27 protein-coding genes are annotated in these 26,672 nt (G+C 63.0%); 18 read left to right on the top strand and 9 right to left on the bottom strand.

Going from position 1 to position 26,672, the window contains the following annotated elements; translation table 11 throughout:
• Nucleotides 1-89 precede the first annotated feature (89 nt).
• The 7 genes from CV102_RS14745 to CV102_RS14715 all read left to right on the top strand — a co-directional run bounded on the left by CV102_RS14745 (nucleotide 90) and on the right by CV102_RS14715 (nucleotide 4,328).
• A complete protein-coding gene (locus tag CV102_RS14745; protein WP_148858765.1) occupies nucleotides 90-1,298 on the top strand; it encodes a site-2 protease family protein in 1,209 nt (402 codons plus the stop codon).
• A gap of 197 nt (nucleotides 1,299-1,495) precedes the next feature.
• Nucleotides 1,496-1,678: a hypothetical protein gene (locus tag CV102_RS14740; RefSeq protein ID WP_148858764.1), complete on the top strand. Its 183-nt coding sequence runs from the start codon at nucleotides 1,496-1,498 to the stop codon at nucleotides 1,676-1,678.
• Between the two features lie 124 nt (nucleotides 1,679-1,802).
• The gene (locus CV102_RS14735) at nucleotides 1,803-1,982 is read left to right on the top strand and encodes a DUF5786 family protein (RefSeq protein ID WP_148858763.1); all 180 of its coding nucleotides are present in this window, start codon (nucleotides 1,803-1,805) and stop codon (nucleotides 1,980-1,982) included.
• Nucleotides 1,983-2,126: 144 nt separating this feature from the next.
• Entirely contained in the window at nucleotides 2,127-2,585 is a 459-nt protein-coding gene (locus tag CV102_RS14730; protein ID WP_148858762.1) for a pyridoxamine 5'-phosphate oxidase family protein, read from the top strand.
• A 199-nt stretch (nucleotides 2,586-2,784) separates the two neighbouring features.
• The gene (locus tag CV102_RS14725) at nucleotides 2,785-3,207 is read left to right on the top strand and encodes a CBS domain-containing protein (RefSeq protein ID WP_148858761.1); all 423 of its coding nucleotides are present in this window, start codon (nucleotides 2,785-2,787) and stop codon (nucleotides 3,205-3,207) included.
• Nucleotides 3,208-3,384: 177 nt separating this feature from the next.
• Nucleotides 3,385-3,867, top strand: a complete 483-nt coding sequence (locus tag CV102_RS14720; protein WP_148858760.1) for a cupredoxin domain-containing protein — start codon at nucleotides 3,385-3,387, stop codon at nucleotides 3,865-3,867.
• Nucleotides 3,868-4,028: 161 nt separating this feature from the next.
• The gene (locus CV102_RS14715) at nucleotides 4,029-4,328 is read left to right on the top strand and encodes a hypothetical protein (protein ID WP_148858759.1); all 300 of its coding nucleotides are present in this window, start codon (nucleotides 4,029-4,031) and stop codon (nucleotides 4,326-4,328) included.
• 350 nt (nucleotides 4,329-4,678) lie between these two features.
• Here CV102_RS14715 and CV102_RS14710 read toward each other — a convergent pair whose 3' ends face one another.
• On the bottom strand, nucleotides 4,679-6,046 hold the full coding sequence (locus CV102_RS14710) for a nicotinate phosphoribosyltransferase (RefSeq protein ID WP_148858758.1): 1,368 nt from the start codon (nucleotides 6,044-6,046) through the stop codon (nucleotides 4,679-4,681).
• 179 nt (nucleotides 6,047-6,225) lie between these two features.
• Between CV102_RS14710 and CV102_RS14705 the strand changes: the two genes are divergently transcribed.
• Complete coding sequence (locus CV102_RS14705; RefSeq protein ID WP_148858757.1) at nucleotides 6,226-7,098, top strand: universal stress protein; 873 nt, start codon at nucleotides 6,226-6,228, stop codon at nucleotides 7,096-7,098.
• Nucleotides 7,099-7,258: 160 nt separating this feature from the next.
• Nucleotides 7,259-7,675: a universal stress protein gene (locus CV102_RS14700; RefSeq protein WP_148858756.1), complete on the top strand. Its 417-nt coding sequence runs from the start codon at nucleotides 7,259-7,261 to the stop codon at nucleotides 7,673-7,675.
• A 63-nt stretch (nucleotides 7,676-7,738) separates the two neighbouring features.
• Here CV102_RS14700 and CV102_RS14695 read toward each other — a convergent pair whose 3' ends face one another.
• Entirely contained in the window at nucleotides 7,739-7,981 is a 243-nt protein-coding gene (locus tag CV102_RS14695) for a hypothetical protein (protein WP_148858755.1), read from the bottom strand.
• A gap of 183 nt (nucleotides 7,982-8,164) precedes the next feature.
• Here CV102_RS14695 and CV102_RS14690 point away from each other — a divergent pair, with 183 nt between their 5' ends.
• Nucleotides 8,165-8,614 (top strand): pyridoxamine 5'-phosphate oxidase family protein, encoded by a 450-nt coding sequence (locus CV102_RS14690; RefSeq protein ID WP_148858754.1) that lies wholly within the window; start codon nucleotides 8,165-8,167, stop codon nucleotides 8,612-8,614.
• Between the two features lie 49 nt (nucleotides 8,615-8,663).
• On the opposite strand, the gene CV102_RS14685 is transcribed toward CV102_RS14690, so the two are convergent.
• Nucleotides 8,664-9,095, bottom strand: coding sequence for a universal stress protein (locus CV102_RS14685; RefSeq protein ID WP_148858753.1), 432 nt, complete (start codon nucleotides 9,093-9,095; stop codon nucleotides 8,664-8,666).
• Between the two features lie 221 nt (nucleotides 9,096-9,316).
• Between CV102_RS14685 and CV102_RS14680 the strand changes: the two genes are divergently transcribed.
• Entirely contained in the window at nucleotides 9,317-9,754 is a 438-nt protein-coding gene (locus tag CV102_RS14680) for a universal stress protein (RefSeq protein ID WP_148858752.1), read from the top strand.
• A 335-nt stretch (nucleotides 9,755-10,089) separates the two neighbouring features.
• Here CV102_RS14680 and aceB read toward each other — a convergent pair whose 3' ends face one another.
• Nucleotides 10,090-11,394 (bottom strand): malate synthase AceB, encoded by a 1,305-nt coding sequence (gene aceB, locus CV102_RS14675; protein WP_148858751.1) that lies wholly within the window; start codon nucleotides 11,392-11,394, stop codon nucleotides 10,090-10,092.
• A gap of 255 nt (nucleotides 11,395-11,649) precedes the next feature.
• On the opposite strand from aceB, the gene CV102_RS14670 reads away from it, so the two are divergent.
• Entirely contained in the window at nucleotides 11,650-14,694 is a 3,045-nt protein-coding gene (locus CV102_RS14670; protein WP_148858804.1) for an FAD-binding and (Fe-S)-binding domain-containing protein, read from the top strand.
• Between the two features lie 137 nt (nucleotides 14,695-14,831).
• Here CV102_RS14670 and CV102_RS14665 read toward each other — a convergent pair whose 3' ends face one another.
• Nucleotides 14,832-16,601 (bottom strand): L-lactate permease, encoded by a 1,770-nt coding sequence (locus tag CV102_RS14665; RefSeq protein WP_148858803.1) that lies wholly within the window; start codon nucleotides 16,599-16,601, stop codon nucleotides 14,832-14,834.
• 495 nt (nucleotides 16,602-17,096) lie between these two features.
• Between CV102_RS14665 and CV102_RS14660 the strand changes: the two genes are divergently transcribed.
• The 3 genes from CV102_RS14660 to CV102_RS14650 all read left to right on the top strand — a co-directional run bounded on the left by CV102_RS14660 (nucleotide 17,097) and on the right by CV102_RS14650 (nucleotide 19,839).
• Nucleotides 17,097-18,308, top strand: a complete 1,212-nt coding sequence (locus CV102_RS14660; RefSeq protein ID WP_148858750.1) for a CBS domain-containing protein — start codon at nucleotides 17,097-17,099, stop codon at nucleotides 18,306-18,308.
• A gap of 133 nt (nucleotides 18,309-18,441) precedes the next feature.
• A complete protein-coding gene (locus CV102_RS14655; protein ID WP_148858749.1) occupies nucleotides 18,442-19,314 on the top strand; it encodes a universal stress protein in 873 nt (290 codons plus the stop codon).
• Between the two features lie 99 nt (nucleotides 19,315-19,413).
• On the top strand, nucleotides 19,414-19,839 hold the full coding sequence (locus tag CV102_RS14650) for a universal stress protein (RefSeq protein ID WP_148858748.1): 426 nt from the start codon (nucleotides 19,414-19,416) through the stop codon (nucleotides 19,837-19,839).
• Nucleotides 19,840-19,925: 86 nt separating this feature from the next.
• Here CV102_RS14650 and CV102_RS14645 read toward each other — a convergent pair whose 3' ends face one another.
• Both CV102_RS14645 and CV102_RS14640 read right to left on the bottom strand, forming a co-directional pair.
• The gene (locus CV102_RS14645; RefSeq protein WP_148858747.1) at nucleotides 19,926-21,032 is read right to left on the bottom strand and encodes an aminotransferase class V-fold PLP-dependent enzyme; all 1,107 of its coding nucleotides are present in this window, start codon (nucleotides 21,030-21,032) and stop codon (nucleotides 19,926-19,928) included.
• 24 nt (nucleotides 21,033-21,056) lie between these two features.
• Nucleotides 21,057-21,509: a universal stress protein gene (locus tag CV102_RS14640; protein WP_148858746.1), complete on the bottom strand. Its 453-nt coding sequence runs from the start codon at nucleotides 21,507-21,509 to the stop codon at nucleotides 21,057-21,059.
• Between the two features lie 216 nt (nucleotides 21,510-21,725).
• On the opposite strand from CV102_RS14640, the gene CV102_RS14635 reads away from it, so the two are divergent.
• Nucleotides 21,726-23,291, top strand: a complete 1,566-nt coding sequence (locus CV102_RS14635; protein WP_148858745.1) for an ABC1 kinase family protein — start codon at nucleotides 21,726-21,728, stop codon at nucleotides 23,289-23,291.
• 107 nt (nucleotides 23,292-23,398) lie between these two features.
• A complete protein-coding gene (locus tag CV102_RS14630) occupies nucleotides 23,399-23,854 on the top strand; it encodes a universal stress protein (RefSeq protein WP_148858744.1) in 456 nt (151 codons plus the stop codon).
• Nucleotides 23,855-23,878: 24 nt separating this feature from the next.
• Here CV102_RS14630 and CV102_RS14625 read toward each other — a convergent pair whose 3' ends face one another.
• Entirely contained in the window at nucleotides 23,879-24,298 is a 420-nt protein-coding gene (locus CV102_RS14625) for a hypothetical protein (protein ID WP_148858743.1), read from the bottom strand.
• An 816-nt stretch (nucleotides 24,299-25,114) separates the two neighbouring features.
• Between CV102_RS14625 and CV102_RS14620 the strand changes: the two genes are divergently transcribed.
• Nucleotides 25,115-25,813: a PIG-L deacetylase family protein gene (locus CV102_RS14620; RefSeq protein ID WP_148858742.1), complete on the top strand. Its 699-nt coding sequence runs from the start codon at nucleotides 25,115-25,117 to the stop codon at nucleotides 25,811-25,813.
• A gap of 9 nt (nucleotides 25,814-25,822) precedes the next feature.
• Here the strand turns inward: CV102_RS14620 and CV102_RS14615 are convergent, their stop codons facing one another.
• Complete coding sequence (locus tag CV102_RS14615) at nucleotides 25,823-26,584, bottom strand: IclR family transcriptional regulator (RefSeq protein ID WP_148858741.1); 762 nt, start codon at nucleotides 26,582-26,584, stop codon at nucleotides 25,823-25,825.
• Nucleotides 26,585-26,672: the final 88 nt, after the last annotated feature.

Genomic DNA, 26,672 nt, shown 5'->3' with positions numbered 1-26,672 from the left:
GATGACGATTCGTACGCGTTCTTTGTCGAGTAGATATTTCGCGAGAGGGTCGGGAATCCACCTAAGGTCGTCTGGCCCGTAGTACGTGTATGTTCAAGAGCTTCCGAATCGGCTCTCTCTTCGGAATTCCGGTCAAGCTAGACGTGACGTTTCTGCTGATCTTGCCGGTGTTCGCGTGGATCATCGCGATACAGATTGGGGACCTCGTGCCGGTGCTCAACGCGGTGCTCGGGACGAGCATTGCGGCCGAACCGCTCACGACCGGCTCGACGCCGTGGTTGCTCGGGACGGCTGCTGCAATCGGGCTCTTCGCGAGCGTCTTGCTCCACGAACTGGGGCACTCGCTCGTCGCGATCCGGTACGGGTTTCCGATCGACTCGATCACGCTCTGGCTGCTCGGCGGCGTCGCACAGCTTTCCGAACAACCGAGGAACTGGCGACAGGAACTGGCGATCGCGATCGCCGGGCCGATCGTCAGCGTCGGCCTCGGCGTAGCGTTCTACGTGCTCGTGGTCGTGGTTCCGGCGGCCCTCGAGACGGCGCAGTTCGTCTTCGCGTACCTCGCGGTCATCAACGTCGCCCTCGCGGCGTTCAACATGCTGCCGGGCTTCCCGATGGACGGCGGTCGCGTTCTTCGCGCGATCCTCGGCCGGAATCGCCCGTTCGCCGTCGCGACGGCACAGGCTGCACAGGTGGGAAAGGCGTTCGCCCTCTTGCTCGGCCTGTTCGGACTCCTCGCGCTCAACATCTTTCTGATCGCCATCGCCTTCTTCATCTACATCGCGGCGACGGGCGAGGCGCGCCAGACCGCGCTCCAGGCGGCCGTCGAGGGGATCACGATCGAGGACATGATGACGCCCGTCGACGAACTCGACACCGTCCCCCCCGACATCACGATCACCGAACTGCTCGACGCAATGATGGAACACCGCCACACCGGCTTTCCGGTCCTCGAGGGAGGCTCGGTCACCGGCGTGGTCACGCTCGAGGACGCCCGTACCGTCCCGCCAGCCGAACGCGACACGACGACGGTCCGTGAGGTGATGACGACGAATCTCGAGACCCTCTCGCGGGACGACGACGCCTGGGAAGCGCTCACGTCGTTGCAGCGCAACGAGATCGGCCGACTGATCGTCCTCGACGAGTTTGGGGAACTCGCGGGGCTCGTCACGCGGACGGACGTCATCACCGCACTCAATATCGGAGCCGTTCGTTCGGTGCAGGGACGGGCTGGCGTTCCGGAACCTGCCGAACAGCCGGGGGAGACGGTGCAACCGGTCGAGGGACCGCGCTGGTAGCCACACAGACAGTCGCGCAGCCGACCCGGCTACTCCTGATCCCCGTGCACACTCCTGACACCCATACTGGCGCCGGCTGGTGCGGGACGACCGACCTCTCTACGGACGTTCGTATCGCCGCGAGCGTTTCTCGAGGCTGCGGTCGAACCACACTCTACCAGTTCGTCTTATATGGCTCGGCGGTGTGGGCGATACCTATGCGTTCGGAAGAGGAGATCCACGACCGACTCGAGGACCTTCGACAGATTGCACAGGTGTGTGACTATTACGATCCGTCCGCGACGTATCTCCGGGGGGAGATCGCCGCGCTCGAGTGGGTCCTCACCGAGAGCGAGCCGCTGGCGTACGAGCACGTGGCGACGACCGACGATGCGCGCTAACCGTCCGCGTATTCAGACGTAGCGTCGAAATCTGCGGTTCATCGATTCTCTGTCTCGATTACCCACGATTCGCCGATATCGATTTATTTCCTCGGTGCCAATAGCTCTCACGGAGGAAATTCTGATGTCGATGGGGACATTCGATGCAGAGGAGTTCGAGCGCCGCGAAAAGATGATTAGTTCCGTCGAGGCCGATTCGGACGACCGACGAACCGATTTCGAGGGACGCGTCGAGTACACCGGCGACGACTCGGTCGAGGAACTGCTCTCCCGGTTGAAGGAACTGCGAGAAGAGCGCGACTGAACGCGCAGATCGAGCAGTGACGAGTCGTTCGGCCGTCTCTCGTACCGGCAAGTACGGCGAGTTCCATAGTAGAAACGCCGTCCGATTCTGTAGCTGTATCCCCACAATGGTTCATGTGACTGTGGCCTGTACAGCAACTCACGCATGACGCTCGACCGGATCGAATACGTGTACACGTTCGGAATGGACGACGAGGACATCGCCGAGGCGATCGAGACGAACGACGTCGGCGTACTCTCGCTGGCGAGTGACGGAGATGCGTACGCGATCCCCGTCTCGTTTCACTACGACGGGTCGTCACTGTACCTCCGGCTCACGTCGGATGGAAACAGCAAGAAGCTGTCGTACGTCGACGACACGGCAGAGGCCTGTTTCGTGCTTCACGCGGTTGATCCGCCCGACGACTCGTGGAGCATCGTCGCCACCGGACCCATACGGGAACTTACCGCCGCTGAACAGGAGGCGTTCGACGAGACGGCGATCAACGAGCGTTTTTCCGAACTGCGAATCTTCGACGAGGAGATCGAGGCAGTCGGATTGACGATCTACGAACTCGAGATCGAGGAACTTACCGGCCGGAAGACGGGCGACCACATCACGTAGTCCGTCTGGAGCTGGCCGATCTTCCCGTCGTCTCTCGAGAGTAGCTTCTAAAACAGCGTCTCGAGCAGTAGTCGTCGATCCCGGTGCTCCGGTCGCCGGACTCGTCGCTGGTTACTGCACAGGTGTCCTTTCTTCGACTGTCACCGTGACTGTCGCAAGCAACTATTACGCTCGGTGTGGGACGGGCAACCGAGGGACGATGCCTATCCAAGACCTCGCACGACGTGACGTCATTACGGCCTCGACGGACGAATCGGTTCACGAACTCGCGACGATGATGGGCGAAGAGGACGTCGGCAGCGTCGTCATCACCGACGGTGACGCGCCCGTCGGAATCGTCACCGATCGCGACCTGACGATGGAAGTAATCGCCGAGCAAGCCGATCCCGAGGGACTCACGGCGGAGGACGTGATGTCGGACGAACTGCGGACGATTCCACACGATGCCGGCTTCTACGAGGCAACCGAACTGATGAGTACGCACGGTATCCGACGGATTCCCGTAACGGACTCGGACGACCAGTTGGCCGGCATCATCACGGCCGACGATCTGAACGAACTACTCGCCGACGAACACCAGGAACTGGCGGACGTCGTTCGGGCACAGCGACCACCGTACTGAACGGTCCCGCGAAGACGGGCCGAAGCAAACGGCGTCCACTCGAGCCCGGGTTCGGAAGCTACTTTTCTCACATACGTAACGCGCGATGTGGCGTCTCTCGTCGGGATCTCAGCCAGTCGTGACGGTCGTCGTCTTCGGAAATGATGCTTATTACCTCTCGTGCCCTCCAACACAGTGATGACCGAAACAGGCATGTTTTCGCGACGGACACTGTTGAAAATCGCGGGCGTATCGAGCGTCGCACTCCTCGCCGGTTGCACAACAGACGAAGCGGAGCCCGACGATGAGGAAGAAGAGGCCGAGGACGAGGCTGCAGACGAAGACTGGGGGGACGTCGAGGAGTTCTCCTTCGAGGGACGGGTCCAGGCCTGGACCGGGCTCGAGCCAGCGATGATCGACGGCGAAGACAATCCGACGATCACCCTCATCGACGGACAGGAGTACGACTTCAGGTGGGTGAACGCCGATGGAGTTCTGCACAATCTGGAGATCCGAGACGAGAACGGCGAGATTATCGACGAGTATCAGAGCGACGACGTCGACGAAGAAGGCGAGGAAGCGACGATCGAAGGCGTCACCGCGACCGAAGAGATGACGACGTACATCTGTGCGTACCACGAGTCGTCGCAGGTCGGCGACATCGAGGTCGAAACCGAGTGACCGAACGTTCGCTGCGCGACCGAGGGACCCGAACGAGCCGATAATCCGGATGGAACGCGACCGCACACACAGTGCACTGGTTGCGTGTTATTCTCACCCGGAGGGAATCGTCGTCGCGTGCTATATCCCGTCGTGTAGACGTTCTACACGGGTGAGAACGCATGGTCGACTACTACGACAAACTCCTCGGAAGCATCGCTGCAGGGCTGCTAGTCGGCGTGATGATCGGTGCGGTCACGTCCATCGCGTTCCACCAGGGAGTGCTGTTCGGTTCGCTGATCGCGATGGTATTCGTGTTCGACGCGCTCTTCGGACATCCACCACTGCCCGAGACCGACCGGGATATGGTTCGATCGGATCCCGACGATCAGTCGATAGCCGTCCGAGACTCCACCGACCGTTTACGATTCAGTGACTCTCACACCGTCGGCGGCCGCACCGAACGACAGTCGGCATCGTGATGCACGCAGGAGGCACCTTCTTGAGAGGGTAGTCCGGCTTTTCTTCGATCGTTTCACCTCGTTCACGGTAAACGGCGGAATTCGACGGAAGCAACGTCGCATGCCAATCCAGAACCGGTTATTTACATATGTACTTACGTAATCGGTACAGCGGTAATAGCCGTATTACCGCCGATATCGCGGCTGTTGGGATCGATTTACCATCTGTGCGTGCTCGATAAGCGAGTGCTACAGCCGGACATTCTGCCGTGCTTCTTGCCGGAGGACAGACTCGAGCAACCGATCTATCTCACTCCCTGGATGTCCCGTCTGCGCTCGAGGGACACGGCACCGAGTACCGGAACGGACCGTTAGCCTTCGCGTTCTCGAATGTCACGTTCCGTCTCCCGTCTGAGCGTCTCGAGGCCGTCGCTGATCCGTACCTCGTAGGGTTCGGGTTCTCGCACTCGCCGACACCGCTCGGGAAGGCGTTCGACCTCCCGCTGTGTCCGGTCCCGGATCGACGAGAGAGATGGCGGGTCGTAGACGAGCGATCCGTCCTCGTAAATCGTCTCGAGTTGTGGCTCACCGGCCAGCGACTCGTCGTGTCGTCCGAGTACGTCGTGAGCGTACGACCCGTCTCGCTCGACGCGGTAGAGCTCCTTCCGTCCGGGATAGGTCACTTTCCCGGGCGAGAGCTTCATGCTCGGTTCGAACGTTTCGTCGCGTTCGACCGCTGTGAGCTTGTAGACGACGCCGCTGTCCGGTGCGTCCTTGCTCGTCGTCAGCGCGGTTCCCGGACCGAACGCCGATGCGACACCATCGTCGTCGAAGAAGTCCCTGAGGAAGTACTCGTCGACGCCCGAGGAGACGACGATGTCGGCGTCGCCGACGATTTCGTGCACCGCTTTCGAGAGTTCGACCAGATCTCCCGAATCCAGCCGGACGCCGCCCAATCGAACGTCACGATCGTCTGTGACGGCGACCGCGCGCTCGGCGCCATCGACGGTGTCGTACGTGTCGATCAGGTAGACGGCGTCGTCGCCGCAGACGTCGGCGAACGCTTCGAACGAGGCGCGCTCGCTTTCGAAGCTTTGTACCCACGAGTGTGCCATCGTCCCGTACGTCGGCAGCCCGAATCGCTCACCGGCGAGAACGTTCGAGGTCCCGTCGAAGCCACCGACGTACGCCGCCCGTGCGGCTTTGAGCCCGGCATCAGCGCCGTGGGCGCGCCGGGAGCCGAAGTCGACGAGGTCCTGTCCGTCACCGTGTCGTCTCACGACGTCGGCCATCCGCGCTGCCTTCGTCGCGACGAGCGTCTGGTACCCAACCTGGTTTAGCACCAGCGTCTCGAGCAACTGCGCCTCTGGAAGCGGTGCCGTCACCTCGAGCAAGGGTTCGTTCGGAAACACGGGCGTCCCTTCGGGGAGGGCGCGGATCTCGCCGGTGAACTCGAACGACTCGAGGAACGACAGAAAGTCGTCGCCGAACCCCTGGTCGGCGAGAAAAGCTATCGCATCGGCATCGAACTCGATCGCTTCCACGGCGGCGATCACCTGCTCGAGTCCGGAAGCGAGCGCGTAGCCGCGATCCGCTGGGAGGCGCCTGAAGTACACCGAGAACGTCGCGCGTTGCGTGTGACCCGACTCGTAGTACCCCTCCATCATGGTGAGTTCGTACCGATCGGTGAACAGCGAGAGATCACTGGGATCGATATGCCCGAAGGTCAGCTGGGACATTGTACGAACGCCGACGCGAACACGACCCAAATAGCTTCACCCTCCATTGGATCCAGCGACCGGGTCCGAGTGTACTCACCCTCCACACGCTCTCGAACAGTTGGCACAGCTAGGTATAGAACAGTAGAGGCACCGCGCTCGTTTCTTAACCCCGGGAGACGTACGGTGCTGTGATCCAGATGTATTCGACGATCCTCGTTCCGATCGACGAGAGCGGTGGCGCCGAGGAGGCGGTCAGCCGAGCGTTCGAATTTGCACAGACGTTCGGGGCCGCCGTACACGTCCTCTACGTCGTCGATACCGGAACCGAACCGACCGGCCTCGGTGACCAGCAACGCGACGAAGTACGACAGCCAGTAGAAAAGCACGGTCGCCAGGTGACCACTCGAGTCCACGAGCGAGCAACTGAGCGTGGCCTGGAGGCGAGGCGAGCCGTTCACGAGGGCGTTCCACACCGAACCATCCTCGAGTATGCGGACGAGCACGGCGTCGATCTGATCACGATGGGAACCCATGGCCGAACGGGTCCGGACCGAGTCCGACTCGGCAGTACCGCCGAACGTGTGATCGGGCGCGCTGACGTTCCCGTACTGATTGCCCGTTTGACCGAGGGCGAACTCGACGCCGATACAGTCGACTACGACCGCGTCGTCATTCCAACGGACGGCAGCGATGCAGCCGAGCGCGCCGCACGACAGGGACTCGAGATCGCGGAATCGTACGGGGCGTCGGTGTACGTTCCCTACGTGATCGATACCGCGAGCTACGACCTCGAGGACACCTCCCGGAGCATTGTGGGTCTACTGAAAGAAGGTGGCCAGAACGCGATCGAAGCGATCGCCGACGACGCTCGCGGGCGCGGACTATCGGTGAAAACGGATGTCCTCCGAGGCGTTCCCGACAAAGAACTCGTCGAGTACGTCGACGGCGTCAAGGGCGATCTCGTCGCGATGGGGACTCGGGGCCGGGGCGGTGCGTCCGGTGACCTCCTGGGTAGCACAACCGCTCGCGTCCTTCGGGAGTCGGATCGTCCGATACTGACCGTGAGGTGAGATCCTTCGAATCGAAGACACGGGGCGAACTGAGAACCCGACACAAAAAGGGTGACGAGTTCAACGTCCCGCTCGAGGACACTGACGACCGCCCAGAACTGACGTTCCACGCAGTGGGAATTACCCCCGAGTATATTTATCTACTCGACGAAGAATGCGTATGAACATCCTCGTCCCGATCGACGATTCCGACCCGGCTCGAGCGGCGATCGAACACGCTGCGACGACGTCGCCAGACGCCACGATCACTGCGTTGCACGTTCTCGATCCGACGATGGCGATGTACCGCGGCGATCGATCGTACAACTACGAACGGGCCATGCAACTCGAGGAGGAGCGATCCGAAACGCTGTTCGAAACTGCCCGAGAGATCTGTGACGAACACGGCGTCTCACTCGAGACGGAGACCGTCGTCGGCAGGCCCGCCGACCGTATCGTCGAGTTCGCAGCCGGGAACGACGTCGACCGGATCGTTCTCGGCAGCCACGGCCGATCCGGCGTCTCACGGATTCTGCTCGGGAGCGTCGCAGAACGGGTCGTCCGCCGTGCGTCGGTACCGGTGACGGTCGTTCGGTGAACGGCTACTGTTCCGTACCGTCCGCCCTCGTGTCGGTGACGAACAGTCAGCGAGGGCGTCCGATCACTCCGAGGAGTCGTCTGTCGGATAGAACTCGTCGTCTGGTTCGAATGCCTCGAGTTTCGGCGGCGTCGGCTGGCGAACGCCTCGTTGTCGCCGACCCATCTCTTTTTTGTGTAGCGCTTTCCGTTCGGGCACGACGTTCACGGCAGTACCGTCTTCGCCGAGCGCGGACCCGTACTCGACGGCTCGAACGAGCGCGGACTCCGCGAGCAGTGATCCATCGAGCGGGAGGACGAACGTCACACTCGTCCCGTCTACCGCACGAGCTTCACTCTCGAGAGGTCGTTTCGGACACTCGTGACGACTATCCCCGTACAAGAACGGTCTCGAGAGATGGAGACGAATCTTCGATGAACGCTCAGCCCGAATAGACTGTTCTGCTCACGATGAAGGACGCTTTTTTGCTCCCAAGCCGTGCCATGTGATATGCAGGGTCTACGCTGGCTTCAGATGAGCGAGCAAGAGATTCACGAGTTTCTCGGACAGGGTGGAACGGGCGTCATCTCGTTCGCGACCGACCGAGATACATCTCCGGTCTCGATACCGGTCTCATACGGCTACAACGAGGACGTCGAGTCGTTCTATTTCCGACTCTCTATCCCCCCGAACAGCAGGAAAGAAGAACTCGTCGAGCGAGGGGTTACGTTCGTCACGTACGACAAAACCGACGAGGGATGGCAAAGCGTGGTCGCGACGGGACAGCTCGAGGCGGTTAGAGATGCGCCATACGCGTCCAGCACCGTCCAGGGAATGTGGGGAATCGACATCCCCAAAGTCGACATCTTCGAGCGCCCTCGAGAGGACATGACGTTCCGAGACTATCAGCTCGTTCCCGAGCAGGTGACGGGGCGAAAGGAAGTCGAGTCAGAATCGTAGCTGCAGCGTGTGAGCGTCGATACGAACGGGTTTCACCGCTGCGTAGCGGCTACCGGTCGGGACGAACGATCGTTACCGATGTGGGTGCTCGTTTCGCGACGGTTTCGGCGACGCTTCCCAGCAGTACGCGATCGATTCCCGACCGGCCTCTACTCCCGATAACGATGTGATCGACGTCGAAGTCGTCGGCGGCGCCGATAATCGCCCGCGCCGGCGAGCCGTGCGTGAGTTCCGTCCGGACCGAAACGCCGTGTTCGGCCGCGAGTTCTTCGTACTCCTCGAGGAGCGCTTCGGCCTCCCGTTCTCGCTGCTCCATGAACTCGCGACCCCAGACCGCGTCCTCGGTCGCCGCCTCGAGATCGAACGGATCGACGACGTGGAGAACGATGCGTTCGTCGGCCGTGAATTCGGTCGCTGCGGTTTGCAGTGCTCGTCGGGAGTGATCCGATCCGTCTACCGGCACGAGGATTCTGTCGGCCATTGCCGGGCGTACACTCGACGAGCCCATAAGCGTGTCCTGTCGGTCTGATTATTTTTCAATCAGTCGACACACCTCGAGTCACCTCGTTTTTCGAGTGTCGCGTCGATCGTGGCACTGCGCTCGGTCGAATCACGCCGCGCCGACGGGATCAGGTGGTGGAACTTCTTCGTCGTCGGGAACAGTCGCGGACTGTTTTATATCGTGAGCGCGTCGATCCGCTCATGGAAACACACGTACTGGTTCCGCTCGACGGATCAGAGCCGGCCTGGAGCGCACTCGATCACGCGATCGAAAACTACGCGGCCGATCGGATCTCCGTGTTACACGTCGTGGATCCGACCGCGGGCACCTACGCGGGTGCCGAGGGCGGGTATTACGATCCCGTGGCGTTCGATCGCGCTCGAGAGCGCGGCGAAACCCTCTGCGAGCAGGCCAGGGAGCGTCTCGAGGAAGCGGGTACGCTCGAGTCGACGGACCTCGAAACGGCCGTGGAAACGGGCGGCGCAGCCCGAACGATCGTCAACTACGCAGAAGAACACGATGTCGATCACATCGTCATGGGAAGCCACGGTCGCTCGGGCGTCTCGCGGATCCTGCTCGGAAGCGTGGCGGAAACGGTAACGCGCCGTGCGCCGGTTCCGGTGACAATCGTCCGATAACCACCCCGAACGGGTGGTTGCAGACCCCAATTACGACGACCGATCGACTCGACGAATCCGCCGCCGAACTCGTCGAGGGTCGCGACGATCCGGCTCGTACTCGCTCGCCGCGTTTCGATACGCCGACGGGTGGCGGTATCCCGAGACGATTCGGCCTCGAGCCCGGTAGAGTTATTCCGGGTTCGACGACGAGCGCTCGATTCGATCCTCACCGGTCCAGTTCGAAAAAACCGATCACGGTGCTGCGATTCGGCGTAAACAGTCCACCGATCAGGAACCGAACTCGCCAGATCTCGGCGACTGCCGTCGGCGAACTCCGGGATCGTCGAACGAAATCACCCGACCTGCATCGCGCGTTCCACGACCTCTTCGCCGTACATCTCTTCTAGTTCCTCGTGCTGGTCCGAACGGTTCTCGTAGACGTCCTGGAACAGAGTGATGGGCGTCTGGGCCGCCTGATAGGTCGCCTCGTCCCACATCCGATCTCGGGTGACCTCGACTTCGGTCCCACTGATGACCACCGTCGCCGACTGTTCCATGGCGATGGCACCTCGCCCGGCTTCTTTGGCCGCCTCGAACTCCTCCATCGAGTCGACGATATCGTTCATGCTCGGGACGTAGGCGGTCCGTTCCAGCAGTTCCTCGTGCAGTTCGTCGGCGTCGAGTTCGCGTTCGGTGCCGTCGGCGTGGAGCCGGTACTCCTCGTCTCCCGTCTCCTCGAGTTCCAGTTCGTCGCCGTCGTAGATGTAGCGGCCATCCGCTTCGCGGAGTTCGACGTCGCGGCCGTCGACCTCGAGGAGCCAGCTTCCGGTCTTTGGCGGGAGCGGTGACGTGTTCGCCTCGACCACTTGGTTGGGCGTCAGCGCCCAGATACCGAGCATCCCCTTCGCCTGGTTGTCGGTCATCCGCTCGTGGTAGCCCTCGATATCCCGGATGTCGTCGTACGGGCCGTCGACCGCGATGAGACCGGCCGCACTCGCGCCCCGGGAGGTGTTGTGACGCAGTTCCGGCCACGGCGGCAGCTCGCCCGTCGGCGTCATCGCGCGCATGTCCTTGGTGTAGTCGACCTCGCCGTCGACGAGGAGGAACAGGCGTTCGAGATTGTTCGTGGGCTTGCCCATCTCCTCGCGGAGGTCGCCAAGCGCCAGCTCGGCCTGGCCGCTCTCGATGATGACGGACATCGTCAGACTGCCCTCCTCGAGACCGTGCTCGGTTTCGACGATCGTGAAGAACTCGTCAGCCTTCTTCCAGTCGTCGATGTCACCGACTTCCGGAACCACGAAGCCGTCGACGTGCTCGACGGCGCCCTTCTCGGGGTCGGCGATCTGCAACATGTGCTGGAACCCCTGATACCGGGTGCTGGGATCGTCCCGGTGCCAGACGATGCGGGGGTGAATCTCGCCTGGGAACTCGGCTCCCTCCTCCGAAACCACGTCGACGATGTTCTCGGCGCCCTCGTCGCGCATCGAGGGCGCTGTCGCATCCTCGTTGTCCGGCACCCAGACGTCCGGGGATTCCATCCCGCGGAGCTGAGACGCACGCCGCAGCATTTTTGCGGAATCGTCCTCCCCTTCGACCGCCGTCGGTGAGGTGAAGAACGTTCGCACGAACTCTCGGTCGTGTTTGCGTTGGGCACACATACCACGGGAATGCACTACGTGCTGGGATTAAAGTAGTTCGGGGCCACGCAGCGACGGTGTTGAGAGTACACCGACTCGCTGATCGAACACTACGGAAGGGGCTGGCCTCTCGTGGCGGTCTCACCGACTCGCTGATTACTCACAGTAGTATCTGAACACAGCTATCGGGGACACCCACAGAGCTTATTCTGATCGCCCTCTCCATGTTACCCAATGGCAACCGAGATACCTGGTGACGCAGACCACTCGGAGGAGATGAGGGAAGTGGACTCGATCGAGGAAATCGCACAGCCGTCGACCCTCGAGAAGCCCCGTGGCGACCTCAGTGAGTTCGAGCGGTTCCGGGAGGAACGCGGGCACGAGCATCCCGACGCCGAACCGTACGTCTCACTCGCCGAGGACCTGCGCGCGGCCGTGAGCGGCGAGGTTCGATTCGACGAGTACACGCAGGTGCTGTACGCGACTGACGGGAGCATCTATCAGGCGCGTCCCGCGGGTGCCGTGTTCCCGCGCGACGTCGAGGACGTCCGGGCCGCGGTTCGCGTCGCCGACGAGCACGACGTTCCTATCATCGCTCGCGGGGCCGGTTCGTCGCTGGCGGGGCAGGCGGTCGGCCCCGGCTGCGTGGTACTGGATATGAGCACCTACATGGACGATATCCTCGAGATCCGGCCGGAGGACCGACGGGCGCGGGTCCAGCCCGGCGTCGTCCAGGACCACTTCGATCAGTTCGCCAGCCAGTGGGGGCTGAAGTTCGCGCCGGACCCGGCCTCCTCGAACCGGGCGACGATCGGCGGCGGGATCGGCAACAACTCCACGGGTGCCCATTCGGTCCGCTACGGCATCACCGACGCCTACACCGAGGAGTTGAAGGTCGTCCTCGCGGACGGCTCGCTGATCCACACCCGCGAGGTCGTCCTCGACGGCGAGGAGTACGAGGAGATCGTCTCCAAGGACGATCGCGAGGCCGCCATCTACGAGACGGTTCGAGCGCTCGTCGAGGAACACGAGGACGAGATCGAGGAGCGATACCCCGATCTCAAGCGCAACGTCTCGGGGTACAACCTCGATCGCGTGATCTACGAAAACGACGACGGGGACCGGGTGATCAACCTCTCGAAGCTGCTCGTCGGCTCTGAATCGTCGCTCGGAATCGTCGTCGAGGCCGAGATCAGCCTCGTGACCCTGCCCGAAGAGACCTCGCTCGCACTCTACTGTTTCGACGATCTGATCGACGCGCTGCGGGCGGTCCCCGAGGCGCTCGAGTTCGACCCCAGCGCGGTCGAACTCATGGACGACGAGGTGTTCCGGCTCGCCCGCGACAACGAGGAGTACGCCCAGTACGAGGAGCCGATCCCCGACGGCACCGAGGCGGCACTCATGCTCGAGTTCGACTCGGAGCTCCACGAGGACCTCCGCGAGCCGATCGGGCGGACGAACGCCCACTTCGTCGACGAGGGGGACGCGTTCGACGTCCTCGAGGCGTACGACGAGGACGAACAGGCCCGGCTCTGGAAGCTCCGGAAGGCCGCGATCCCATTATTGATGAGTCTCGAGGGCGATCCGAAGCCCTACCCGTTCATCGAGGACGCGACGGTGCCTCCCGAAGAGCTCGCCGAGTACGTCCAGGAGTTCATGGACGTGCTCGAGGACCACGACACGTCCGCGGCGTACTTCGCCCACGCGGGCAGCGGCACGCTGCACATCCGGCCGATCCTCAATCTCAAAGAGGACGAGGGGATCCAGAAACTGCGATCGATCGCCGACGACGTCACTGATCTCGTGTTCGAGCGACACGGCTCGTTTTCCGGCGAGCACGGCGACGGACTCGCCCGAACCCAGTTCAACCGCAAAATGTACGGCGAGACCCTGTGGGAGGCGTTCAAGGAGGTCAAACGGGCGTTCGATCCCGACTGGCGGATGAACCCGGGGAAGGTCGTCTACGAGGAGGACGATCCGACCGACATCCGCGAGAACCTCCGGTACGGCGCCGACTACCAGTCGATCGAGCCCCAGACGAAACTCGACTTCAGCGACGAGGGCGGCTTCTCGCACCTGGTCGAACTCTGCAACGGCTGCGGGACGTGCCGCCAGACCGACGACGTGATGTGTCCGACATACCGGGGGTCGAAAGAAGAGATCGAGTCGACCCGCGGTCGAGCGAACATGCTTCGCGCCGCTATCTCCGGCGAGATTCCCACGGAGGAGATGTACTCGAAACGGTTCCAGGAGGAGGTGCTCGACCTCTGTGTCGGCTGCAAGGGGTGTAAGAGCGACTGTCCGACCGGCGTGGATCTGGCGAAGCTCAAGGTCGAGGTGAAACACGGCTACCACGAGCGGGAGGGGACCGACCTCCGGACGCGGCTGTTTGCGAATATCGACCGGCTCTCCTGGCTCGGGAGCAAGCTGGCACCGCTTTCGAATCTGGGGCCGAAACTGCCCGGTGCTCGAACGGTGATGGAGAAAACCGTCGGCATCGCGAGCGATCGGAAGCTCCCGCGATTCCAGCGCGAGTCGCTCCAGGAGTGGTACGCGGCGCGCGGACCGCGCGTCTCCGAGGCGGAAGCCGACCGGAAAGTCCTGCTGTTCCCCGACACGTTCACGAACTACAGCTATCCCAGGGCCGGGAAGGCCGCCGTGCAACTCCTCGAGACTGCGGGCGTTCACGTGAAGATTCCCGACGAGTGCGCACCGAGCGGGCGAGCGGCGTACTCGGTCGGACTGCTCGACCTCGCCGAAGAACGTGCACGGACGAACGTCGAGGTGTTCTCGCGACACATCGACGACGGGTGGGAGGTCGTCGCGGTCGAACCCTCGGACGCCGTCGTCTTCCAGGACGAGTACCGCGACCTGTTGCCCGGCGAGACGACAGACCGGGTCGCAGCGCACATCTACGGCGTTATGGAGTACCTCGACACCCACCGACTGATCGACGAATTGACCGACGGCGGTCGACCGAGCGGGGTGGAAGGCTCACTCGCCTACCACGGACACTGCCACCAGAAGGCGACCGCGAAGGACCATCACGCGGTGGGCGTGCTCCGGCGAGTCGGCTACGGCGTGGATCCGCTCGAGTCGGGTTGCTGTGGGATGGCCGGCAGTTTCGGCTACGAAGCCGAACACTACGATCTCTCACGGTCGATCGGTTCGATACTCTTCGAGAAGATCGACCGGAGCGACGGAGAGGAAGTCGTCGCGCCCGGCGCTTCCTGCCGGAGTCAGATCGGTGACCGCGAGGAACGGTCCGACAACCCGCCCCACCCGATCGAAAAGGTGGCCGAAGCGCTGTCGTCTTCCTGATTTCCTCGCCTTCCCGAAGGATGGAACTCTCCCGTGGTGGATCGACGACCGCACGCTCCGAATCGCGAATGGTGCCCGATCGCCGGAAACGGAGCCGAATCGGGCGGGGCAGCCGCGCCGTCGCGGCGGCGATGCGGTCAGTAGATATCGAACACCCCGGGCAAGACGTCGGGCATGACGTAGACGAATAGCAGCGTCAAGAGCCCGACGACGATCGCGTAGTAGAACAGCGGAATCAGGTTCAGCCGGATCACGCGCCCCTCTTGACCGACGAGACCGACGGTCGCCAGCGCCGCGACGACGTTGTGGATGGCGACCAGGTTCCCGATCGCTCCGCCGGTGGCCTGCGCGCCGACGACGATCTGGCTCGGGAGATCGAGTTCGTGGGCGGCGGTGAACTGGAAGCCGCCGAAGGTGATGTTCGAGACAGTGTTCGAGCCGACCATGATGGCGGCGAGCGCGCCGATAGACGCCGCAAGGGCTGGGTAGGCCGGTCCGGTCACGTCCGCGGTCGCGATCGCGAGCAGTTCGATCATACTGGCGGGATCGTCGTTGATCACCGCGTACTCGGGCGCTCCCGGCGCCGCGCCGGACTGGATCATCACCTGGACCATCGCGATGACGAAGATCAGCGCGATGAACGGCGAGACGAGTTTCTCGCCCGCTTCGTACCAGGCGGCTCTGACTTCCCCGCCGTCCAGTCCGAAGATGCCGATGGCGATGATTGCACTCACGATCAGCCAGAAGCCGGGGACGTTCACCCACGCGATGTCCGCGCCCAGCGCTTCGTACCCGAGGATCGGATCCCATAGGATGACAATTCCAAGCGTAACGTTCCCGATCTGCACGCCGATCTCGGGATCGGTGAGGAACTCGGAAATCGGTTCGATCACCCGCGTGACCACGAGGAGGACGATCAGGATGATGTACGGCGACCACGCCTTCAGCAGCGACATCTGGGGGGCGCCGTTCCCGGTACCCGGAACGTCCACTTCCTCCTCCGCACCGGGCTCGATGGTTCCGACCCAGTGGTCGGGCCACTCCTCGCGCGGCGGGAAGTCCCACTCGTCGTCGGGAAGGAGATAGCCGGCCTGGAGCACCCCGATGGTGATCGCGCCGCCGACCATCGCCCCGATCAGCGACGGGAACTCGGCCGTGATGAACCACGCCGAGATCCAGTAAGGGATCGCGAACGCGATCCCGGCGAACAGACACAGCGGCGCGACCTCGAGCGCCGGTCGGATCGACCGCTCGTCGCGCGGGCCGAAGAAGTAGACGACCATTCCGACTGCGAACAGCGGCATGATGAATCCGACGAGCGCGTGGTAGGTGGCCGCCCACGCGGCGACGTTCCGGGAGTACTCGACGACGGACATCCCTCCGTCAGCCTCGATCGCTGCTTCGTATATCTCCAGTGGCGTCTCGATACCGACGATGATCGGCGTCCCGACCGCGCCGTAGGTGACGGCGATGATGTGGCCGATCAGCGCCGCGATCACGGCGGCCAGCGCCGGAAAGCCGAGCGCGAGCAACAGCGGCGCGACGACCGCTGCGGGCGTCCCGAACCCCGCAGCGCCCTCGATGAACGTCGCGAGGAAAAACGCCAGCAACACGATCTGGACGCGCCGGTCGTCCGACACCGCCGCGAACCCCTCGTTGATGCGGTCGAACGCGCCGGCCTGCATCAGCGTGTACAACAGGACCAGCGCGCCGAAGACGATCCAGAGAATCTCGAGGGCGGTCATCACGCCGACGATCGACGAACCCGCGAGGAACGACGGCGGGTTGTTCCATACCGCGAAACCGACGACGAGCGCTACGACCCACGCGATCGGCATCGCCCGCGTCGCCGGCCACAGCAGTCCGACCAACAGGATCGCGACGACTGCCAACGGCAACGCCGCCATGAACAGTTCGAATATCACGGCCGATCACCCTTTCCCCGTGATTGTCTCGTTCGACGAGTGCTATTCCGCGTTTCACGCCAGTGTGCCCCCCACATACTGTGTGATCTGTGTGCACGTATACCACAATTATTAATAAATAGTACTGGCTATGCGCTTACCCATTAGATACTCGACAGGTGTGGGTCGTCGATTGTGCGAGACGGTCCACGCCGGCTCAGTTCGAGCGATCGTGGCCGAACGCAGCGATCGCCGGAGTTCGCCCGTTCGCGCGATCGCTCGAGCACTTCGTCGACACGTGATTGACCCCGGAGTGGCCGATTCTCGAGGGTGCGAGAAATCCCGGTGGCGAGATGCGCGACTCGAGAGCGATACGGTCGGCGGCCGAGCGAACGGCGGTCGGCGTTCGCGACCTCCGCGAGCATAACTGTTTTGCTGAAGACACGCACCCGGGAACGAGCGGCGAAACGTATAGCGTCGTGGGGTATATCTTCGACTATGGACGTAACCGATACCGTCGACCGGGCGTTCGACACGTACGACGAGACGACGCCGGTTTCGAAGCTCCGCGGTGCGTTCGAGACCTCGAACCGGAAGGCGCTCGTGATCACCCGGGACCACGAGTTCGAGGGGATCGTCACTCGGCGGGACGTCCTCTCGTCGCACGAAAAGACCTCGCGAAAGGCGCGGTCGCTCGTTCGTCCCGTGCCGACGATCGGGCCCCACGAAAACGTTCGCGAAGCCGCACGCCTCATGATCGCGGGCGACGCCCGACTCCTTCCGGTTCTCGACGGGGAGGACCTCGCCGGCGTCGTCCGCGCGGACGACCTCCTTCGGGACGTCCAGCCGCACCTCTCGGTGCTCGACGCCGGCGACGTCGCCACGACGGACGTCGTCGCGATCGAGCCGCCGACCTCGCTGGGGAAGGCGCTCGCGACGTTCAGAACCGAGCGCATCGAGCACCTTCCGGTCGTTTCCGACGAAGACGGCGACGAGGCCGTGGGGATCGTGAGCCTCTACGACGTCCTCGAGTTCGTCACGCGGGAACTGCAGCGCTCGCAGGGCGGCGATCCCGAAGCGCACATGGACGCGAGTACCGGCGGCCACCACGGCGGCTTCGGCGCACGAGAGGGCGAGAGCGACGATCTGCTCGAGTTGCCGGTGCGTAACGTGATGGTCGAGACGCTCGGAACGACGACACCCGACGAGTCGCTCGACGCGGTCCTCGAAACGATGATCGAGTTCGGCGCCTCGTCCTCGATCGTCTTCGGCGAGGACGACTCGCTCGCGGGGATCGTCACGAAGACAGACCTGCTGGAGTCGCTGACCTGGACCGAGGACCGGCGACTCCCCGTGCAGGTGTTCGGCGTCGACCTGATGGCGGACACGACCCGTGAGGAACTCGCCGAACGCATCGAAGACGTCGCCCGCAAGTACCGGGATATGCGGGTTCTCGAGGCGAAAGTCCATTTCAAGCGACACACGGAGCGACTGCGCGGCGTGCCGCTCGTACTCGCCCGCGTTCGGCTATACACCGACAAGGGGCTGTTCGTCGCCTCAGACGAGGGCTACGGCGACGGGCACGCGTTCTCGCTCGCGATAAACGCCGTCGAACGGCAAATTCTCGAGGGAAAGACATACGGCCGGAGCAAGAAATCCGATGACGAGGCGCGCGACTCGAGAGTGTACGGCTGGTGGCTGAGCGAATGATACTCGTCTGCAGTCGGCGTTCGCACGCTGTCGCCCCCAGGTCCCAGCGGAGCGCGAACCCGGTCGAACTGTTAGCTTGCCAGGGAGTGGTGAAACGTAATAACGATGGACCGCATCGGATGGAATAGTCGACATGGCTGACGATACCTCGAGCGCCGACGGGACGCTGCTCGTGCCGATCGCGAACGAAGAGACCGCAAAGCGCCAGCTGGATACCGCACTCGACGTCGCGACCGACCGATCGTATCGAATCTTCCTGGTTTACGTCCTCGAGGTCCCCTCGCAGCTGTCTCTTCAGGACGGTCGCCGATACCTCCTCGAGGACGACGTCGAAGAGATGCTCGACGAGGCCGCACGGTACGTCGACTCTCACGACGTCCCCGTCGATAAGCGGATCCGGATGGCTCGCGGCGTGACGACGGGGATCGTCGGCGCCGTCGAGAAGTACGACGTCGACACGATCCTGATGGGGTGGCGCGGACGACCGCCGAGAGAAGATCGCATCCTGGGAAGCCACCTCGACAAAGTCTTACGAAACGCCGAGTGTGACGTCCTGGTCAAGCGAATCAAGACGCCGACGCCCGACGTCGAGTCGGTTCTCGTGCCGGTCGCCGGCGGCCCCCACGACGGCTTCGCCGCCGAAACGGCCGCCTCGATCGCTCGACGCAACGACGCTGCGGTGACCCTGCTGCACGTACTCGAGTCTGACGAGCCGGAACTGTCGCGGGAGGAGGCACAGGCCGTGCTCGCCGAGTCGGCGGACGCGTTCGAGGACGTCCCGTCCGTTACTCGCGAACTCGTCGAGGCCGACGACATCGCTGGAACGATCACCGACTGGACGACCGAGCACGACGTGACAGTCCTCGGCGTCTCCCGCGGCGGGCTCATCCAGCGCAAGCTCCTGGGAACGATCTCCGAAGCGGTCGGTAGACACGCCGCCGGCTCCGTCCTTCTGGCGAAACGGTACGACCCCGTTCCGTCGCGCATCCGGCGACTCGTTTCGTGAGCCCGACAACGAACGCCGCTGCTGGTTCAGGACGGCGATCCTGTCAGGGATGAATAGGGTAGATAGCATTATGAGGAAACTGCGAATACAGTTCTCCGTATGAGCGACCGAATTCTCGTCGGATATGACGGTTCGCCCCCCGCAAATAGCGCACTCGAGTTCACGTTCGAAAAGTTTCCCGACGCCGAGGTCACCGCCCTCCACGTAATCAACATCCCGGAAGGGTACTGGTCCGCGTTCGAGGGCCCGGAGATTCGACCACCGGTCACCGAGAAGGCCCGCGAGCACGGGGAAGAGATACTCGAGACTGCCCGAGAGATCGCGGCCGAACACGACCGCGAACTCGACACCGATATCGTCACCGGACAGCCGGATACCCAGATCGCGGAGCGAGCGGAAGACGAGGGGTTCGATCTGACCGTCGTCGGAAGCCACGGCCGAGAGGGAATCTCGCGAATCTTACTCGGGAGCGTCGCCGAGAACGTCGTCCAGCGGTCGCCGACGCCGGTCATCGTCGTCCGCTAATCCTCCGCTTCGCGCTAGTGCAACGAGGATCGGCCGCCGGACGGCGACGTCGTCGACGCTGACACGCTTGCAGTTGCTCGTCGCGGTCAGAGCGCCTCGAGCAGCGTTTCGATCTCGTCCTGCGTGTTGAACGCGTGGACGGAGACCCTGATCGCCTCCGGATAGGGGAGCGAGCGGACCACGATATCGTGGTCGGCGAGTCGGTCGACCGTGGCCTCCGGCTCCTCGACGGCGACCGTGACCAGTCCGGACTCGAACGAGCGCGGGCTCAGCAATCGGTCGTCCGACAGGCCGTCCTTGAGATGGTCCGTGAGCGTCTCGATTCGGGACTCGACGGCGTCGGTACCGAGTTCTCGATGGACCGCGATCGCTTCCTCGAGGCCAGCGTAGGTCGCCGGACTGGTCGTCCCGACTTCGAACCGTCCCGCGCCCGGCTCGTACTCGTAGTCGGGTGCGTTCGCGTCGACGACGCTTCGGTAGCCGATCGCGCTCGGAACGCGGTCGCGTTCGGCTCCCTCGCGAACGTACAGGAACCCGGCTCCGAACGGACCGAGAAGCCACTTGTGGCCCGCGCCGACGACGAACTCGGCCCCCCATTCATCGACGTCGACGGCGGTCTGTCCGGGTGACTGGACGGCGTCGACGAGGACTGCTGCGCCGGCGTCGTGCGCGATGTCGACGATTTCGCCGATCGGTAGTCGGGTGCCGTGCGTCCAGGTGATCGAACTCACGACGAACAGGTTCGCGTCCGCCGCTGCTGCCTCGACGTCGTCCAGATCCACGCGGCCGCGCTCGGTTTCGAGGACGCGTACCTCAACGCCCCGGGTTCGCTCGAGACGGCGCCACGGCAGGATCCCGGCGGAGTGCTCGAGATCGGTTCGAACGACGACGTCGTTTTCGCTCCACTCGAACGCGCCGGCGACGCGGTTGATCCCGTCGGTCGTACTCTGGGTGAGGGCGATCTCCGACCGCTGTGCCCCGAGTAAGTCGGCGACAGATTCTGTCGCCGAATCGTAGCTAGCCGCCGCAGCGGCGTACATCCCCTCGTCCATGGGCGCCTCGTACTCGTGGAACTCGAGCGCCGACTCGGCCGCCTCCACGACGCGTCGCGGGCTCGGGCCGCCGGCTCCCGTATTGAAGTAGACGCCGCGCTCGAGTGCCGGAATGTCCGCTCGAAGTGTTTCGTGATTCATGGCTGTGTCGTCTCCGAGGCCTCGCTACTCCTCGTCGACCGGCGACTTCACGATCGTCACCGGGCGCTCGGACATGTTCGCCACCCGTTCGGCCACACTACCCAGTAATCGTCGGTACTCTCCGGAACGGTTCTTCGAACCGACGACCGTGAGTCCGATATCGGCGTCGTCGATGTACCTGAGGATCTCTTCGTGGGGAATGCCGTGGTGGACGACCTCCGTGGTCTCGACGCCGGCCTGCTCGGCTTCGGCGGCGATCTCCTCGATGGCGTCTCTGCCCGCTTGCTCGAGCGCGCTCTCCAGTCCCTCGAACTCGTGGACGTACTCGTCGCCCGGGTAGGAGCTGTAGGCGTCCGCGTCCACGACGTACAGGACGTGGAGCTCGGCGTCGTATCGCTCGGCCGCATCGATCGCGTGTGTCACCGCATCGTCGACGCCGGGGCTCATGTCCGTCGGCAGCAACAGTCGGTCGTACATTGTATCGTAACGGACGCGAACGAGCGGGATATTTGTAGGGGTAGTTCCCAGGATCTGGGAGGTAGGCGGAGTGTCAAGGTGCTTCCGCTCGAACCAGGTATCGGCTCTCGCGTCGACCGCGACACCGGATTGCCAGAGCACTGATATACTTGTGTTCGGCATCCGAAGATGACACATGGACAGGGACGCAATCGCCGCCGCCGTCGCCCTCGACCGATGAACGGATACTACCTCCGGTATCTGCAGGTTCTCGTCCGGTTTCTCCCCGTCGCGATCGGCTTTCTCCGGGACCGACGGCGGTTCCTCCTGTTCGGGCCGCCTCGTCGAGTCTCGACGGACGTCCACCGCAGGCGAGCCGAACGACTCACCGAGACGATGCTCGACCTCGGCCCGGCGTTCATCAAGGTCGGCCAGGTGCTCTCGACGCGACCGGATGTCGTCCCCCCGACGTACGTCGAGGTCTTCGCGACGCTACAGGACGAGGTCCCCGAGGGCGCGGGGGGCGATCCGGTGACGGTCCTCGAGTCCGAACTCGGCGACGAGATCGACCTCGAGACGCTCGAGCCGGTCGCCGGCGGTTCGCTCGCGTTCGTCTACACCGCGGCGTCCGAAGGTGAACGAATCGCTCTGAAAGTCCGACGACCGGGGATCGTCTCGATAATCGAGCGCGACCTGCGGGTCATCAGGGGTCTCGTCCCGCTGCTTGCCACGTTCGCCGACGAGCGCCAGCGCTACTCGCTCGAGAACGTCGCCGACGACTTCGAGGAGATCATTCTCGAGGAGCTCGATTTCGACCGCGAGGCGTCGATCATGGCGGAGATCGGAGACAACTTCGCGGACGACGACCGGATCGTCGTTCCGGAGACGTACGACGAGCTGTGTTCCGAACGGGTGGTCGCCATGGAGTACGTCGACGGAACGAAGATCACAGACGACGACGCGCTCGCAACGGCGGGCGTCGGAAACACCGAGATGGCGACGCTGATCGCCCGGACGTACCTGAAGATGGGGCTCGTCGACGGCGTGTTCCACGCGGACCCACACCCCGGGAACCTCGCGGTGACCGACGACGGACGGCTCGTCATCTACGATTACGGGATGAGTCAGCGACTCACACCACAGGAACAGGACGACATCACGAGCCTGTATCGCACGCTCGTCCGTCGCGACGTCGACGGGCTGTTGAACACGCTCATTACGCTCGAGGTGCTCGATCCCGCCGTCGACCGGGTCGCAGTCCGGCGGGTGCTCGAGATGGTGATCGACAACCTCGAGGGCCGGACCGATATCACCTGGCGGGTGATCATCACCGAGTTGCTGTCGATGCTGCACGACTTCCCGTTTCGCATCCCGCCGAACGTGATGTTGCTCATCAGGGTCGGAACGGTCGGCGAAGGCGTTTGCCGAAGCCTCGACCCCGAGTTCGACTTTCTGTCGACCACGCGCTCGTTTCTCGTCGACCACGGGTTCATCGAGAGCGAAATCGAAGCGCTGCTCGAGGACGTCCGAAACGACCTCCGCGAATCGGCACCCGTGCTCGCGCGGGCGCCGGCCCGGTTCGACGCGGTTTTCGGCCAACTCGAGCGCGGAGAACTCGTCGTCAGGACGGAGCCGATCGACACCCCCAGTGGCGGCGACCCGTCGACCGGCTACGCCGTACTCGCGGGCGCGCTGTTCGTCGCGGCGGCCGTGCTGACGTTCCACGAACGACCGTACGAAATCGCGTCGCTGGTCGCTGCGCTCGTGGTCTTCGCCCAGTACGTCCGAACGCGACGCACGTGATTCGGTGGCAGGTGAGCGCGTCAGTCGAGGACGTCGACGATCCGGAGATCATAGCTCGGACCGCAGAACGCACTCGATTTTATACGATCTCCGGCCGAAGTAGCGGTATGTACGAACGGATACTCGTTCCGACGGACGGCAGCGAGTACGCGGAGGACGCCGCGGAGACCGCGTTCGACCTCGCGGAGACGGTCGGTGCGACGATGTACGTCGTCTGTATCGTCGAACAGGGACCGCTTGGATCCGTCCGCCTTCCCGGTGACTCCGGGAGCGCCGAGGACGTCTTCCGCGATCGGGCCGACGAGTACGTCACGCGCATCGCGGAACGGGGCCGAGACCGCGGTCTCGAGATCACGACCGAGGTCCGTCAGGGAGTTCCGGTCCGGGAGATTCTCGAGTACACCGACGAGATCGAAGCCGACGTCATCGTCATGGGAACGAGGGGGCGGGGCGGACTCAGCCGCATGATGCTGGGCAGCGTCACCGATGGCGTCACCCGGTACGGCGGGACCGACGTGCTCGTCGTCGGTGACGATACGCACATACTGCCGGACGACTCGTAGTCGAACCGGGTTTTGCGCGACCGATCAGCGTCGGGTCTCTCGAGCGTGCTGCGTGATCGCCTTCGACCGCCGTCCGACCGCCCATCCGAAGAACGCGAGACCGACGAAGATTCCGATGGCCTGCAGGACGTACGCCTCCGGGAGTTGCTCCGGTGGGACGCCCCAGGCCTCGAGGCCGAGACTGAGGAGGAGCGACACCAGAAACAGCGCGAGTCCGGCGTCGGCAGCCTGCATACTCGGCAGCGCACTCGGCGACGAGAAGAGGCGACCGATCGCGTAGAAGGTGAGCGTGAACGGGACCCATCCAACCACGATGTAGAGAAGCGCTCGCGACTCGTCTCCGCCGCCGGCGTGTCGCGGCACCAGCACGGCGTAGACGACTGCGACCGCTACCACGCTCCCCACCAGCAGAAGGTATCCGCTCGAGCCGCGACTCGAATCCATCGATAACCGTCCCGTCCACCCCCGAAGTGTTCAATCTACCGATCGGTTAGCCAGGTAACTGCTCCTCGACCGACATCCGTCAGCCTCGACGGGGTTTCTCGAGCCGCGAGACCGGCCGTCCGGACCTCGCTCGAGAGAGATTCCACGACGCGCCTCCCAGCACCGTCCTTGCGAACGGATAATCTTCAGATACACCGAGTATAGGCGGTGATTACGCCAACTCCAGAGTGAGAAGTATCGGACACTCAGTATGTATTTCACTCTTACAGTTTCTAATCGGACGACGACGAATAAGTCGGACACTGATGCCGACGATCGGTGAAGACAGCGTTATCGATCCGTATTTGGCACATTAGGTGCAGTACTCGTTCAGGGCTAGTCGTTTCCGATCGGAGGAGCCACGACTGGAATAGCAATAGAAAAATGATATAAATCATGTCTCCTCACTGCTGTAGACTGTTCTGTCCAGTAGAGTGACCGAGTGAGCAGTCGTTCCTTCTTTCGAACTTTTTCTGCGCGACTCGTTCGGGGAACTTGGGACTCTCGAAACGAGCGATAACAGTCCTGTCACACGGATAGACCGTACAAACTCCGATACGCGAGCGGGCCGACAGCGACCCACTCAGTAGCGCATCCCGAACGGGTTCGAGAAGGGCAGCTTTACACTCGTATTAGTGTAATTTTTATCGATGCCGTTCCGCCGGTGGCCGTACTATCGACATCAGTCGGCGACAGACCGTTTTATATCGTTAAACAGTTTTCTCGACCGTCGATCTGGCCGAAAGTATTTTAATAGCGCGATGGTTCGCCTTTCTCATGTCCATCGTAGCGATAGTTGCACATCCGGACGACGCCGACATCTTCTGCGGCGGAACGCTCGCCAAACACGCCGATCGCGGCGACGACGTCACGATCGTTCACATGACTCGCGGGGAACTCGGGACATCGGACGCCGACGAAGCCGAAATCGCCGCCGTCCGGGAAGAAGAGGCGCGTCGCTCGGGCGAGGAACTCGGGGCGTCGGTCGAGTTTCTCGACTTTCTCGACGGGCGAGTGACGTACTCGATGGAGAACCGACTGGAAATGGTGGAGACGATCCGCAGACACGATCCGGAGCTCGTGTTGACGCACTACCAGGACGACATGCATCCGGACCACCGCGTCACGTCGAAACTGGTTACGGACGCCTACTATATGGCGTCGCTGCCGCTCGTCGAAACCGCGTCGTCACCCTGTGACCCGTCGAACGTCTACTACTTCGGCAAGCCGACCTCGTCGTTCGAGCCGGAGACGTTCGTGGACGTCTCCGACCACGTCGAGCGGAAAATGCGAGCGGTCGAGCAACACGAGTCCCAGGTCGCGTGGCTGGACGATCACGGCGGTATCGACGGCGAGTTCGACGACCTCGTGGCGAACGTGCGAGCCAGAGCGCGAACGCTCGGTCAGGAGGCTGGCGTCCCGTTCGCGGAGGGTTTCACGTCGCTTCACACGACGTCAGTCGAGTATCTCGAGTAACTGGCCGGGCTACAGCGAGGTAATGTTCACCTCGATGATGTTGACCGCGCGGCGGATCAGCTGCGGCAACTCCTCCGTGAGCCGTTCGTCCTCCATTCGACTCACCGGTCCGATGAGCGAGACGGCGCCGTAGAGCGTTCCGTCCTGATCGCGAATCGGTGCCCCGACCCCAACGAGTCCCTGAATCGTCTCCTCGTGATTGTACGCGATCCCACGCTCGCGGATCTCGGCCAGTTGCTCGCGGAGTTCGTCCGGGTCCGTGATCGTGTTCGGCGTGATCTGCTCGAACTCGGTCTCTTCGATGATCTCTTCGCGGCGCTCCTCCGGCATGAACGCCAGCAGCGCCTTCCCGACGGCGGTGTGATACAGCCCGTTTCGGTAGCCGACGTACAGCTCCGTCTGGACGGCGTCTTCACCCTCTGCTTTGTAGAGACAGACGCCTTCCCCGTGTTCTTCGACGGTAAACAGCGCCATCTCGCCCGATTCGGCTGCGAGCGCGTCGACCTCGGCCTGCGTGATGTCGTAGATGTCGACGCGATTTTTCGCGTGGTGGGCGAGGTCGAGAAACTGGAGCCCGAGTGCGTACCGTTGCCCGTTCTTGACGACGTATCCGTTCTGCTCGAGCGTCGCCAGGTGACAGTGGATCGTCCCCTTCGAGAGGTCCAGTTCGTCGGCGATATCGGTCACGCGCGCTTCCCGCTGCTCTCTGAGCACGTCGACGATATCGAGCGTTCGTTGGACCGCTTGTATCGGGTGTTTTGCCGAGTTCATTCGTTATCTCGGTATGTTAGGACACACCAGATTAAATGTTTGGGTGTGTTAAACGAACGCTCGGCAGTACTGTTCGAATTTTTACATT

The sequence above is a fragment of the Natronococcus pandeyae genome (assembly GCF_008122205.1).
GTDB lineage: Archaea > Halobacteriota > Halobacteria > Halobacteriales > Natrialbaceae > Natronococcus > Natronococcus pandeyae.
This window is presented reverse-complemented; position numbering and strand designations above follow the sequence as displayed.